Below are 13,616 nucleotides of genomic sequence, written 5' to 3' on the forward strand. Positions count from 1 at the left end.
ATACCCAAACGGCATGGCGCCTTTAAAGCGTGATGGGATAGAACACATTGGAAAAATCGACATAAATTTCCACGCTAGCGCCGCGGCGCCGATCCTGAATGCGTTTCTCGATAATCTCACTCGGCACCGGCAGCCCATTGCGGCGCCGGTCATTTTTGACGTCGCGCTGTTTGTAAACTCGCACCAAAACCTCGCAGCCGTTAAACAACAGGCCGTTCAGATTCTTAATAGCGCGAATGCCGGCTTCATCGGAATTCACCGACACCAGGCCGTGATGCTCCAGCTGATTGCTGCGCTTGTCCCGAATCACCATCACGTCGACGGTTATCACGTGCTTGGCCTGTTCTATTAAATCTTCACTGACCGCCATCGCCACGTAAGAATACAACTCGTTGGGCCGGGTCGATGCCGGGATATTCCGAAAAAAAAGCAGCATAAAATCTAGCTAACAGTAGGCATACGAAATAAGCCAAAGGCGCGTGAACACTGCACTCCGGCGCGAATGGGTTTATGCCGGGCTAACCCCAAGCCATGCAAACGCCGCTTAAGTGTAGGCTTAAATTTAACCGGCTTATGCAAATCCGAATTTTTTGTCTGCCTGGGGCTAAGCCTGCCCCAAGTCCGCCAAAATCTTATCCCGCACCAACTGTCCGGACAAGGTCACCATCGGCATGCCGCCGCCCGGATTGACGCTGCCGCCGACGAAATACAGATTGCTTAATTGCTTGCTGCGTTGCGGGGCCTTGAAGCCCAGGTTTTTCCAGCGGTCCGCCACCACGCCGTAAATCGAGCCCAGATTGGAATAATATTTGGCCTGAATATCCAGAGGCGTCCAGTATTCTTCGGTGACGATGTGTTGGCGCAAATCGGTCAAACCCATGCGCTCCAGTTTGGCTAAAACGCGCTCGCGTAGCGCCCAATAATCGTCGGCAGTCAACGGTTTGTCCGGATTGATGTGCGGGATGTGCGGCAGGATTTTGATGATCTCGCAACCGTCCGGCGCCTGGCTCGGATCGGTTTTGCACGGCGCGACCAGGTAAATAGTCGGATCGTCGGATAATTTGCCGCTGTGAAACACCGCATCGAAATGCTCGCGCGGATGATCGGAATAAAAGAAATTGTGGTGAGCCAATTGCGGATACAGCCGGTTCACACCCAAATGCAACACCAAGCCGGAACAGGTCGGCTCGAAGCGCTGCATTTTTTTCAGTTCCGCCGGTGAGTTATGCAGCAATTTGTCCATCGCCGGAATCACTTCCATATTCGATACCACGATGTCCGCCGCCAATACCTCGCCGTCTTGCAGTTTGATGCCGGTGGCTTTGCCGGCTTGGTATTGAATTTCCTCAACTTCGCTGTTCAAACGAATGGATACGCCCAATTCGATAGCAAGTTTTTCCAGCGCTTGCGCCAAACCGTACATGCCGCCCTTGACATACCACAAGCCGTATTCGTATTGAATGTAAGGCATCAGATTCATCAAAGCCGGCGAATCGTAGGGCGACGAGCCGACGTATTTGATGAAGTAGTTGAGGATATCGACCAGTTTGGGATGGGAAATAAAGCGCTTGACGCCCTGGTCCATCGACCGAAACACGTCGAAATTCAAGGCGCGGATGGGGCCGTAAAACTTCAGCAATTCCCAGAAGGTATCCAAGCCCTTGGCGAAATAACCGGCTTCGGTTTCCGTGCCTAGTTTTTTGGAATAGGCCATAAAGTTGGCAAATTCGGCGGCGGTATTCGGCCCCAGTTTGTCCAGCTCGCGGCGCTGGTTCTGTTCGTCTTCGCATAAATCGATGGTGGTGCCGTCTTCAAAGAAATTGCGCCAATGCGGCTCGACTTTTTCGATGCCGACATAATCGGCCATGTTTTTACCGACTTTGGTAAACAGTGCTTCGAAGATATGCGGCATGGTCAGGATCGACGGTCCCAAATCGAAAGTGAAGCCGTCTTTGGTCATGATGTTCAGCTTGCCACCGACCTTGTCGTTCTTTTCAACCAACTCCACCGCGAAACCTTCGCTAGCCAGCGAAATAGCCGCCGACAAACCGCCCAGACCGGCGCCGATGACGACGACACGTTTATTGTTATTGTTTTGCTTCATCAGTAGTCCCGTTTCCATGACAACAGTAATTTAAGATTTTGCCAGCGCTGGGTTAAATCGAACGCTGAATATTCCCGAAAAGCTTGTAGCGCCGGCCAGTTGCGCTTGATGCGTTGCAACAGCGAACCTTCGCCGTAGACAAAGTCCATATAGCCTTTGAAGTCTTGGTAGCGTTGCTCGGAGTACGGAAACCAGTTAGGTTCCTTGGGTAAATGGCTGCGGCTGGTCATGCCGGCCACCGGATAGGTAAAACTGCGCAAACCTTCCGCGCCGTGATAACGGCCAAAGCCGCTTTTTTTCACGCCGCCGAACGGCAAGCCGGGATGGCCGATGTTCTTGATCACGTCGTTGACTGCCCAGTTACCTACTTCGAGTTGGCCGGCGACCCGCTCGGCTTTAGCAATATCCTGGCTCCAGATGCTGGCATTCAAGCCAAATTCGCTGTCGTTCGCCAGACGGATGGCTTCGGCTTCATCGGCAAAGGCCATCACCGGCAACAGCGGCCCAAAGCTTTCCTCGCGCATTACCCGCATGCCGTGATGGACATTCCATAGCACGACGGGTTTAAGGTAATTACCCTGCCGTTCCAGCGGCCCGGAGGCTTGCGCGCCTTGGGCAATGGCATCCTGGTAATGCGCCTCGACAACTGCAATTTGCCTTTCGCTGGTCATTGCACCCAAGTCGCCGTGCGGGCCGTGCCCGACCTGCAATTGCGAAACGCCCTGTTGCAACAAGCTTAAAAACTCATCGTGACAGTCCTGCTGAACATACAAACGCTCGACCGACACGCAGACCTGGCCGCTATTGCAAAACGCGCCGTACAAAGCCGCATCGGCCGCGCGTTGCAATGCCGCATCGTTGAATACCAGCATCGGGTCTTTGCCGCCCAACTCCAGCAACACCGGGATGGGGTGTTGCGCGGCGCGCTGCATGACGGCTTTACCGCTGTTCAGACCACCGGTGAAAAATACCAAATCCGGGCGGGCGTCGATCAGCCGCGCCCCCGTTTCGCCGTCGCCAACCAACCATTGCACCAAACTATCAGGTAAATCCAATTGCTTGAATAAATCGAAAACCAACTGGCCGACCTGCAAACTTAATTCGGACGGTTTCAAGATCACCGCATTGCCGGCAAACAAAGCCGTCAGCATTGGCCCGACCGACAGTTGAAACGGATAATTCCACGGCGAAATCACCGCAACCACACCGTAGGGCCGCCGCTCGATGCCGGCAGTGGCGCCGGGAAAAGCGAAGGGTGACGTGGGAATGCCTTGATAGCCCAGGATATTGGCGGCGTACTTTTGGTAATAGCGGGCCAAATCCAAAACCGGGTAAATCTCGCCCAGCAGGGCTTCGGTGCGGACTTTACCGGTAGTCAGACTGATTTGCTCGCAAATCGAGTCCAATTCGGCCATCAATAAAGGCACCAGCTTGGCTAGAATTTTCGCCCTTTCGGCTACCGGCCGCTTGCCCCAGATTTGCGCCGCTGCACGCGCAGCCAGCATCTGCTGCTGAATCGCCTGTAAATCGCTAACCGGAAAATCGCCCAGCACGCGGCCATCGACCGGCGATACGGCCTGCATAGTCGCCACCGCTTAGGCCTTGGCTTTTTTCAGCCAGGTACTTTGTTGAATTTCCTTGAAATGCACCCGGTGCTTGCGGGAAATCAGATTCGAGGAAATCCGCGCCGACTCGTATATGGTCGGCAAGCCGCTACCGGGATGGGTGCCGCCGCCGACCAGATAGCAGTTGTCCAGCTCTTCGAAGCGGTTATGCGGCCGCCAGTACAGCATCTGGCTGAACTTGTGCGACAGGCTGAAGGTCGCGCCTTTATAAACGTGTTCGTCGCTTTCCCAGGTGCCGGGAGTGATGATTTTTTCGCATTCGATATGCTCACGAAGATCACTCAAACCCAGCCGCGCACCCAGCGTATCCAGCACTTGCTCACGCACAGCGGCGCAATGAGTTTGCCAATCAACGCCACTGTCGTTATTCGGCATCGGCACCAGCACGTATAGCGCCGACTTGCCGGCCGGCGCCAGGCTGGCATCGCTGACCGAGGCGTTTTGCACGTAAAACGAAAAGTCCTCGGTCAAAGTTTTATTGCTGAAAATATTACGGATATTGGTACGGTAATCCTTGGCAAATACGATGGTGTGGTGCGGCAAATCGTATTGTTTATCCAGGCCCAAATAGAGCATGAAGGTCGAGCAGGAATACTCGCACTTTTGTAATTCTTGATGGTCGTATTTGCGCAAGGTGCCGGGCTCCAGCAAATGCGTCATGGCGTGGGCAAAATCGGCGTTGACGATCACTTCGTCGCCGCGCACTTCCTCGCCGTTTTGCAATCTCACACCCTTGGTCGCGCCGTCTTCGACGATCAACGAAGCGACTTCGGCGTTGAGATGAATCTCGCCGCCGGACTCGGTCACCACTTGCGCCATCGCCGTCGCAATCTTATTTAAACCGCCGGCCACGTGGTAAATGCCATATTCATGCTCAAGGTACGGCAACATGGTAAACAGTGCCGGACACTCCCAGGGCGACATGCCCAGATACTTGGATTGAAAGCAAAACGCCAGGCGCATTTTTTCCTTATCAAAATATTGGCCCAGGTTGTTGAACACACTTTTCGGAAACGCCAGCCAGGGCAAGGCCTTGATCAAATCCAGCGAGAAGAACGAAGACCAATTCGAGTAATCTCGGGTAATGCACGGGTACAAACGATTGAAGCGGCTGCGTTCGTTGTCCATGAAGCGCTCGTAGCCGGCGCTGCCTTCGTCGAAAACTCGCTCCAACTCGGCACGCATATTTTCCCGGTCGGAAAACACATTAATCTCGCGATCGTCATATAGCAAACGATACATCGGACTCAGCGGCATGAACTGCATGTAGTCTTCGCTGCGCCGGCCGCACAACTCAAACATTTCGTCCAAAACACCCTTCATCAATAAAAAAGTCGGACCGGTATCGAAGGTAAACCCGTCCATCGTAATGGCCCGATTGCGGCCACCAACATGGGGATGTTTATCGAATATGGACACTTTAAAGCCGCGATGGCTGAGTAACATGCCGGCGCACAAGCCGCCGGGGCCGGCGCCAACGATGATGATATGTTTTGAATCTGCCATGATATGAGATGAGCGGTGCTTGCCGAGTCGTTTTATAAAAGCGCTAATGTAACAGCAAAATGTCAAAAAGCGACCTATTCGCCAACACCAAAGTAAAACCAAGCGCACTAGCAGACGCTACGCGAGCCCGGCAAACCCGATTTTATCTAAGGTTGTAGCCACCGAGAAATCAACGGCGATTCAATGGATAGCCTTTACGAATCGGCGCTTATTGATTTGAGCAGTAGGGGACTATAAGGATTGTTCTCGCGGCTAAAAGTGCATCGATTGGCAGAAGTTTTGCGCGATATTCCTGCGAGCGCGGCATAATAGGCACTATGAAAACACCGAAAAGACTTGAACCCCTAATCGATAGCGGCTTGATCGACGAGGTCATAGGCTCGCTGAAGAGCGGCAAGGAAGCCGCCGTGTATGTGGTGCGTTGCGGCTCGGAAATCTGCTGCGCCAAAGTTTACAAGGAGGCCGACCAGCGCAGCTTTAAAAAAAGTGTGCTTTACCAGGAAGGCCGCAAAGTGCGCAATAGCCGCCGCGCCAGAGCCATGGAAAAAGGCAGTAGCTATGGCCGTAAAGAACAGGAATCGGCTTGGCAAAACGCCGAGGTGACGGCTTTATACCGCTTGGCGGATGCCGGCGTGCGAGTACCTAAACCCTATAACTTTATTGACGGCGTGCTACTGATGGAATTGGTCGCCGATGCCGACGGCCACCCGGCACCTAGGCTGAACGATCTGGAAATGCCGGCAGAGCTGGCCCGCGAATACCATGCGTTTCTGATCGGCCAGATCGTGCGCATGCTCTGCGATGGTCTGGTGCATGGCGATTTGTCGGAATACAACGTGCTGGTCGGCAGCGACGGGCCGGTGATTATCGATTTACCGCAAGCGGTGGACGCGGCCGGCAATAACAATGCCCGCGCAATGCTGGAGCGCGACGTCGCCAATATGGCCGCCTACTTCGGCCAGTTCGCACCGGAATTGTTGACGACACACTTTGGTAAGGAAATGTGGAAGCTGTATCAAAGCGGCGATTTGCATCCGGAAACCCAGCTGACCGGACATTTCGCAGACAGTAATAAACCAGCCGATCTACGTAGTGTGATCCGCGAAATAGACGCCGCGCGCGAAGACAACGAAGCCAAGCAGCGTTTTCTCCAAACTCCATAGCCCTGATCCCTAAAAAAGAAAAAGCCGGTGTTACCCGGCTTTTTCTTACTGCTTGGCACCGCTGGCCTATCAGGCATAGGTGTCGATTTTGCTGCCTATTCTTGCATCATTATCGCCATCTGTGTCTTTCACAACCGCTTGCACGGGCGGCGTTGCTGCTTGCTGATTGGCTGCCGGCTGTTTCGCTTGGTTGGTGATAGGGAAATACGGTGTTGAACCTACTCCCGATACGGATGACATGATTTATCTCCTCTGGATTGAATAGTACCCGCCATGTTTCGGCCGGCATCCATTTATCGACCGGTTTTACCAAAGCTTTAAACGGGTGCGGCAAGCTAATTCAGCTCACCGCCATGCCCATAAATTCTCAGTCTTTCAGCAGCTGATCGCCTATCGGTAACTGCCTAATCCGCTGCCCGGTGGCGGCAAAAATAGCATTGCACAACGCCGGCGCAATCGGCGGCACGCCCGGTTCGCCCACCCCGCCCAATGGGGTATCAAATTCCGCGGGTGGCAGCAGATGTACTTTGATTTCGCGCGGTGCATCGTCGATGCGCGTGAGTTGATACGCATGAAAATTATCTTGCTGCACGGCGCCGTTTTTAAAGCTGATTTCACCAAGCGTTGCCAAGCTGACACCCATAATGCAAGCCCCCTCGATCTGCGCACGAATCCGCTCGGGATTGACTTGCGGCCCACAATCCACCGCCACATCGACCCTAGGAATGCTTAATTTGCCGGCTTCATCCACTACCACTTCCACAACGACAGCCACATAAGTCACAAAGCTGTAATGTGCAGCCAACCCCAAGCCTTGGCCTTTGGGCAACTGCCGGCCCCAGCCGGCTTCGCGAGTCACCGTTTCGATCACGCGGCGCAGACGGCCGGTATCGACCGGATAAAGCGCGGGCGATTCGCCGTGATTCCAGGTGTCATTTAGACTGGTCGGATCGATACGCCGCGCCGGACCGATTAAATCCAGCAGAAAATCCCGATGATCGCGTCCCGCTGCCGCCGCCATTTCCGCCACAAAGGACTGCACGGCAAACGCATGCGGAATATTGGACACCGAGCGAAACCAGCCGATACGGGTATGCGCCGCTGCCGGTGGGTTTTCGATGCGCAGATTATCGATTGCAAACGGCACATTGATCACCCCCATCCCCAACTCCACCGGCATTTGTTGCTTGCTGTCCGGTCCGAATGTGGAGGAAATGCTCGGCGCCGCCGTTTTATGCAGCCAGGCTACCGGCTTGCCCTGCGCATCCAAGCCTGCTTCCAAGCGCTCCAAAGACACGGTGTGGAAATAGGAATGATGCAGATCGTCCTCGCGGGTCCAGGTCACTTTCACCGGTTTGCCTTGCATCGCTTGCGATAACAAGGCCGCTTCGATAACGTAGTCGGGTTTGGATTTACGCCCGAAACCGCCGCCCAATAAAGTTACGTTGACGGTCACTTTGTCTTCCGGCAATTTCAGCCATTTGGCTACTTTATCCCGAGTCAACTGCGGCGCCTGGGTGCAGGTCCAAATTTCGCAATTTCCCTTGACGATGCGGGCCGTCGCTGCCGGCGGCTCCATCGGCGCTTGGGCCAGATGGGGCAAATAATATTCTGCTTCCAGGCGCTTGACGGCACCTTGCAATGCGGCATCGACATCGCCTTGTTGGCGCACCACTTTGCCTGGCTGACGGACGGCGGCTTCCAGTTCGGCTTTGTAGACTAGTGAATCGTAGGAGGCATGCTCCCCGTTGTTCCACTCGATTTTTAAGGCGTTGCGCCCCTGGATAGCCGCCCAGGTATTACTGGCAATCACCGCGACGCCACCCAAGGGATTAAATTCGGCCGGCAGCGGACTGCTGGGCAGTTCAACGACCTTTACCACACCCGGCACCTTCAGTGCGGCGCTGGCATCAAATTTTAAAACTGTGCCGCCCAATACCGGTGGCCGCGCCACGACGGCGTAGAGCAGGCCTTTCAGCTGGGTGTCTATGCCATACATGGCGCGTCCGGACACAATATCCCGGCCATCGTAAATGCCTTGCCGGCCTTTACCGATGTAACGAAATTCCGCCGAATTCTTCAAACGCAAGCTATCGCGGTCTGGCACCGGCAATTTCGCCGCTGCTTTGGCCAATTCGCCGTAGCCCAAGGCTTTGCCGCTGGGGATGTGCAGTATCCGGTGCTGCTCGGCGCGGACTTCTGTTACCGGCACGCGCCAACGCCCTGCCGCCGCAGCTTCCAGCATTTGTCTGGCAGCCGCGCCGACTCGGCGCATCGGCATGAAAAAGTGGCGCATGCTACGGGAACCGTCGGTGTCTTGATTGCCAAAGCGCTTTTCGTCACCGGGCGCCTGCACGACATGCACCCTGGACCAATCGGCTTCCAGCTCGTCAGCCACCACCATCGGCAAGCTGGTGCGTATGCCCTGCCCCATCTCGGAACGGTGGCAGATGATGCTTACCGCACCGTCGGCGGCGATAGCCACGAACACCAAAGGATTATCGACCCAACCGTGCGGCATTGCGTCGGCCCCGAACTTGCCGGCGGCTGCCGGTGCGGCGGCTTCGTCCGCTCTGAGCAAAGTAGGCAGACCGACGGCCAACACGAAGCCGCTTAAAGCAAACTGCTTGATAAAGGTCCGGCGACTGACGTTGTCGATCAAATAACCGTCGTCGACCGCGTTCTGATCGGTATCGGCTTGCAGAAATTCGATGGAGTTTTTCATGATTGCACCTCCGGCAAACCGGCAGCCTGCTTGATCGCGGCGCGAATCCGCGGATAAGTGCCGCAACGGCATAGATTGCCGCTCATGGCTTTATCGATGTCGGCATCGCTGGGTTGCGGATGATTTTTGAGCAAAGCCGTAGCCGCCATCACTTGCCCGGCCTGGCAGTAGCCGCATTGCGGCACGCCCAAATTCAACCAAGCGTCCTGAACTTTTTTACCGGTCTGATCCTGTTCTATCGCTTCGATAGTGACAATTTTTTTGCCCACCGCAGCCGAAATAGGCGTGACACAAGCGCGCGTTGGCTCACCGTCGATATGCACCGTACAGGCGCCGCACACTGCCATGCCACAACCGTACTTGGTGCCGGTCAACCCTAATTGGTCGCGCAGCGCCCAAAGCAGTGGTGTGTCAGCGGGCAGATTTATCTTGCGGCTTTTACCGTTGATATTGAGCGTTGTCATGAGTTTTCTCGCTTCGGTCGGCGGTTGATAACGGCGCCGGCACATCCATCAGCAATATCGGCGCGATAGTTCGCAGCATGGTACACGGGCGGGATTGGGCAGTAAAGGCACTTGGCGTTGGAACAAACTAAAACGTTGGTACATGGCGTTTTAGTCATTTGGGGATAAAGAAACTACCAGGAATGATACTGATGACGGGCCTCTAGCTATCTCCCGACCTAGAGGCTTACGTCACCAGCACCACCCATGATTTGCACCAATCTTCGACAAGCTTGCGATACAAGAAGTCAGAAAATTAGCTTTTACTACATATGGAAAATATGAGGCTGCCGACTATCTTGTCTGATTGCTCTCACGGAAAAAATAAATTTTTCACTGCCAGCAACCTCATAAGCTCAGGTTACCGCGGGTAATTTCATAGTCAAGGTGACTTGGAAACAGAATTTATCGAAGGTAAAAATATTAGCGCTACTTGAAAAAACTCTTGTTTTACCGTCTTCAATAACAAGGTTTTCTGTCCTGAAGCGCCATCGCTCAGGTAACTTTCGATTTAGCAAATAAAGCCGCGCCGACAATACCGGCCTGGTTTAAAAATGCCGCCGGCTTCACCGGCGTTTTTATGCCTATCTGCTCTTTGAATTTATCGAATTTTTTACTCGCGCCGCCGCCCAAAATAATCAAATCGGGCCAGAACAGTTTTTCCATCGTATTCAAATAAATGCTGAAGCGATTGCCCCAAGCTTTCCAACCCAAATCTTGCAGTTTACGGGCAGCATCGGATGCGTAACGCTCGGCCTCCAGCCCATTTTCCAGATACACGTGACCCAGTTCCGTATTGGGTAGCAGATGTCCATCGGTAAACAGCGCGGTTCCCAAACCGGTGCCGATAGTGATCAACAGAACCACGCCTTTTTGGTCGGCACCCTCGCCGAAATGCATTTCCGCAATACCTGCCGCGTCCGCATCGTTTAAGTTGTGACACTCGCAGTTAGTGGCTTCTGAAAACAATTTATCGATATTGGTGCCGATAAAGGCCTTGGAGATATTCGCCGCCGTGCGCACCACGCCCTGTTGAATCGCGGCCGGAAAACCGCAGCCAATGGGCCCGGTCCAGCCAAAATGCAATACCAACTGCGCCAGCACTGCGGCTACTGCCTCCGGGGTTGCCGGCTGCGGCGTATCGATCCGGTGCCGCTCGGAGACCAGTTCGCCCGTCAAGGTATCGACAATCGCACCTTTGATACCCGAACCGCCAATATCCACACCAAGAATTTGCATAAAATATCCTGAAAGTTTGCCATGCAGATTGGACATTCTAGGCGAAGAGCAGCTAAGAGCTTAGAAAATTTTCCGTCAAAATGATCGGCAAACACAGGTTGCCGCTATCGATTTCCGGTGTTGAGTAATTGATGAATCAGGTAACCGTGGTCAATTATTAGCCAATTTACGAGCGCCTGCTTAAATACAGCAACTTGCGCTGACTTTTACCAGCCTACCAACAAGCTTATCCACAGTTTTTGTGGAAAACCCCGATCAGCGCCGACAACACTAACACGCAAAAGCTGTTGCCAAAGCAATTACCGAATTATGTACCCGGATTTCTGTTATAAATGCCGCACAACAATAAAGATAACCAGGAGTACAAAATGATTACAGTGACAATTTACCTTTTAACCATGTTTTTTGCCGGTTACGCGATTTACCACGTGCGGAGCAAATAGTCCGCCATGTAAATAAAAAAAAGCCTCTACCGAATACCACGATAGAGGCTATAGAGTGTGCAGTGCCGGAGTCACTGCTTACGAGGGAGGTCACACATAAAACATAAAGCACTAGCGAGTCCAACAAAAATCAAAGCTCTGAAAATTCGCAGCAGCGAACGACAGCGTAGATATAACCAACTCATCCATCGAAAAGTTCCAAATACCCAAAGTAAACTGAGGATAGGTAATACTGTTTTTCCTAAGCTTACCTGAAGCGTTTGTCTGCTCTGCATCAAGCGTTTGCAGTGGCTCTAAACTACGGCTTCACTATAATCCCCTGTCGAAAATTTACAATTAGCCATTTAAGTTATTCATAATTCCCTTTTCATAAACAATAAAACGGGAACTATCGCTGGAATAGCCTATCAACATCGTTTTTGTCCCTGCCGCCCAGAAAGCGGGAATGTGACGAGATCACCCTACCTTTTTTAGCATTCGCCCCCTTGCTTCCGCCACATCCGCTGGTAGATTGCGGAGTGCTAAATTTGTTGATTCCTGACACACGTTCCGTCCTCAGAGGGGTGCTTGATAGCCCGTAATCCCCTTCGATACGAGTTTCTCGCCGACTGCGCGAGTCCCGCATCGCGAGGGGACTTTTTTGCGTAAGCGAATGTAAACTGCGCAAACATTGTGAAATTGCAACGTAATCCAATACAGACTTGCACTATGTTGAATCCTGCTGCCAGCCTGATTATGACAAGCCTGCTAGCGCAAAACTTCCCGGAACAATCCTATGAATAACGAACACGTGTTCACGCTACTTTACGACGGTCACTGCCCTATTTGCCGGAGGGAAGTGACTTGGTTGCAGTCGCGAAACAAGCAAAACAAGCTGGGTTTGCAAGATATTCATGCCGAGGGGTTTAATCCGGCGCACTATGGCAAATCGCTGGACGAATTGATGGCGGAAATCCATGGCGTGGATGCCGATGGCCGCTTAATCAAGGGCATGCCGGTATTTTACGCTGCATACAGCGCTGTCGGCTTGGGATGGCTGATGGCTCCCACCCGCTGGCCTCTGCTAAAACCGCTATTTGACCGTCTGTATGCATGGTTTGCCCGGCACCGTTTACGCTTAGGTACTTTGTTTGGCGCCAAACCCTGCCAAGATGCCAGTTGCAGCATTCGCTCCGGCCATGGAAAAACATGACCCTATCTGACGAGACTCGTTTATATGAAAAACCCCTTAGCACTACTCGGCAGCCTGATTTTGACTGGATGTACGGTGATGGGCATTAGAAGCAGCGCGGAACCGCAATACCAATTGCTCTCGGAACAGGGAGACGTGCAAATCAGGCAATATCCATCCTTGCTGATTGCCGAAACCGTGATCGACGCCGATTACGCGCAAGCCGGCAATATCGGTTTCAATCGCTTGGCCGGCTATACTTTTGGTGGGAATCAGCAAAAGCAACAGATGGCCATGACCGCCCCGGTGTTTCGGGAAAATGCCGGCGAACACATCCCTATGACCGCGCCAGTGTTACAGCAGGCAGTCGATAATAAATGGACTATGGCTTTTGTGATGCCGGCCGGCTATAGCCTCGAAACCTTACCAACGCCAATCGATCCCCAAGTGACTATCAAAGCTTTACCCGCGAAAAAAGTCGCGGTGTTGCGCTATTCCGGCAGTGTGATTTTGGAAAAAATCAATGAAAAAAGCCGCCTCTTGATGGCTTGGATCGAACAACAACAGCTCACTGCCCTATCTGCCGCGCGTTCGGCGGCCTATGATCCGCCTTGGACTTTACCTGCCTTACGCCGCACTGAAATTCATATCGACATCGAATAAGGCTGTCCGGTGACACATTTACTAGTGGTAGCGCACGGCAGCCGCCGGGAGGATTCCAATGTTCAGATTCGCGAGCTGATAGAACAACTGCGGCTTGCGCCTACCCGCTTCACCGCAATAGACTGTGCTTTTCTAGAAATCGCCGAACCCACTATTGCCCAAGGCTTACACCAACAAATAGCCAATGGCGCAGGGCAGATTGTCGTGATGCCGTATTTCCTGTCGGCGGGACGCCACGTGAGCATCGATATTCCCGAACAAGTGCAAAGAATTCGCGATATGCATCCACAAATCGACATACGCATCGCCAATCATTTGGGCGCAGCGGAGAAAATCCGCGGGATAGCGATCGATCTGGCCAGTTTGGCAATTTGAACACGGCTTTTGTGCATCAATTTCGCCGCAACGAACAAGCGTCAGATCAAGCTAACACGGGTTTCCTAACCTTAAACCAGTAACCGTGATAGACTGCAG

At 53.1% G+C, this 13,616-nt stretch carries 12 protein-coding genes; 4 read left to right on the forward strand and 8 right to left on the reverse strand.

Annotation, left to right across the window (positions count from 1 at the left end):
- Positions 1-22 precede the first annotated feature (22 nt).
- From DDY07_RS11520 to DDY07_RS11535, 4 genes are all read right to left on the reverse strand, one after another.
- Entirely contained in the window at positions 23-436 is a 414-nt protein-coding gene (locus DDY07_RS11520) for an RNA-binding protein (RefSeq protein ID WP_171695998.1), read from the reverse strand.
- A gap of 168 nt (positions 437-604) precedes the next feature.
- Entirely contained in the window at positions 605-2,122 is a 1,518-nt protein-coding gene (locus DDY07_RS11525; protein ID WP_253734468.1) for an NAD(P)/FAD-dependent oxidoreductase, read from the reverse strand.
- Entirely contained in the window at positions 2,104-3,687 is a 1,584-nt protein-coding gene (locus DDY07_RS11530) for an aldehyde dehydrogenase family protein (RefSeq protein ID WP_216614874.1), read from the reverse strand. The genes DDY07_RS11525 and DDY07_RS11530 overlap by 19 nt, the downstream gene beginning before the upstream one ends.
- 12 nt (positions 3,688-3,699) lie before the next feature.
- Positions 3,700-5,235, reverse strand: a complete 1,536-nt coding sequence (locus DDY07_RS11535; protein ID WP_171696000.1) for an NAD(P)/FAD-dependent oxidoreductase — start codon at positions 5,233-5,235, stop codon at positions 3,700-3,702.
- Positions 5,236-5,552: 317 nt separating this feature from the next.
- On the opposite strand from DDY07_RS11535, the gene DDY07_RS11540 reads away from it, so the two are divergent.
- Entirely contained in the window at positions 5,553-6,398 is an 846-nt protein-coding gene (locus tag DDY07_RS11540; RefSeq protein ID WP_171696001.1) for a PA4780 family RIO1-like protein kinase, read from the forward strand.
- A gap of 69 nt (positions 6,399-6,467) precedes the next feature.
- On the opposite strand, the gene DDY07_RS11545 is transcribed toward DDY07_RS11540, so the two are convergent.
- The 4 genes from DDY07_RS11545 to ppgK form a co-directional block, all read right to left on the reverse strand.
- Positions 6,468-6,638 (reverse strand): hypothetical protein, encoded by a 171-nt coding sequence (locus tag DDY07_RS11545; RefSeq protein WP_165385976.1) that lies wholly within the window; start codon positions 6,636-6,638, stop codon positions 6,468-6,470.
- Positions 6,639-6,765: 127 nt separating this feature from the next.
- A complete protein-coding gene (locus DDY07_RS11550; RefSeq protein ID WP_216614744.1) occupies positions 6,766-9,123 on the reverse strand; it encodes a xanthine dehydrogenase family protein molybdopterin-binding subunit in 2,358 nt (785 codons plus the stop codon).
- Entirely contained in the window at positions 9,120-9,587 is a 468-nt protein-coding gene (locus DDY07_RS11555; RefSeq protein WP_033155785.1) for a (2Fe-2S)-binding protein, read from the reverse strand. The genes DDY07_RS11550 and DDY07_RS11555 overlap by 4 nt, the downstream gene beginning before the upstream one ends.
- Positions 9,588-10,121: 534 nt before the next feature.
- Positions 10,122-10,865, reverse strand: a complete 744-nt coding sequence (gene ppgK / locus DDY07_RS11560; protein ID WP_171696002.1) for a polyphosphate--glucose phosphotransferase — start codon at positions 10,863-10,865, stop codon at positions 10,122-10,124.
- 1,218 nt (positions 10,866-12,083) lie between these two features.
- Here ppgK and DDY07_RS11565 point away from each other — a divergent pair.
- The 3 genes from DDY07_RS11565 to DDY07_RS11575 are packed head-to-tail and all read left to right on the forward strand — an operon-like array spanning position 12,084 to position 13,517.
- A complete protein-coding gene (locus DDY07_RS11565; protein WP_171696003.1) occupies positions 12,084-12,500 on the forward strand; it encodes a thiol-disulfide oxidoreductase DCC family protein in 417 nt (138 codons plus the stop codon).
- A 24-nt stretch (positions 12,501-12,524) separates the two neighbouring features.
- Entirely contained in the window at positions 12,525-13,142 is a 618-nt protein-coding gene (locus DDY07_RS11570) for a heme-binding protein (RefSeq protein WP_171696004.1), read from the forward strand.
- Positions 13,143-13,151: 9 nt separating this feature from the next.
- A complete protein-coding gene (locus tag DDY07_RS11575) occupies positions 13,152-13,517 on the forward strand; it encodes a CbiX/SirB N-terminal domain-containing protein (RefSeq protein WP_171696005.1) in 366 nt (121 codons plus the stop codon).
- Positions 13,518-13,616: the final 99 nt, after the last annotated feature.

Origin of the sequence: Methylomonas sp. ZR1 (genome assembly GCF_013141865.1) — a bacterium.
Classification (GTDB): domain Bacteria; phylum Pseudomonadota; class Gammaproteobacteria; order Methylococcales; family Methylomonadaceae; genus Methylomonas.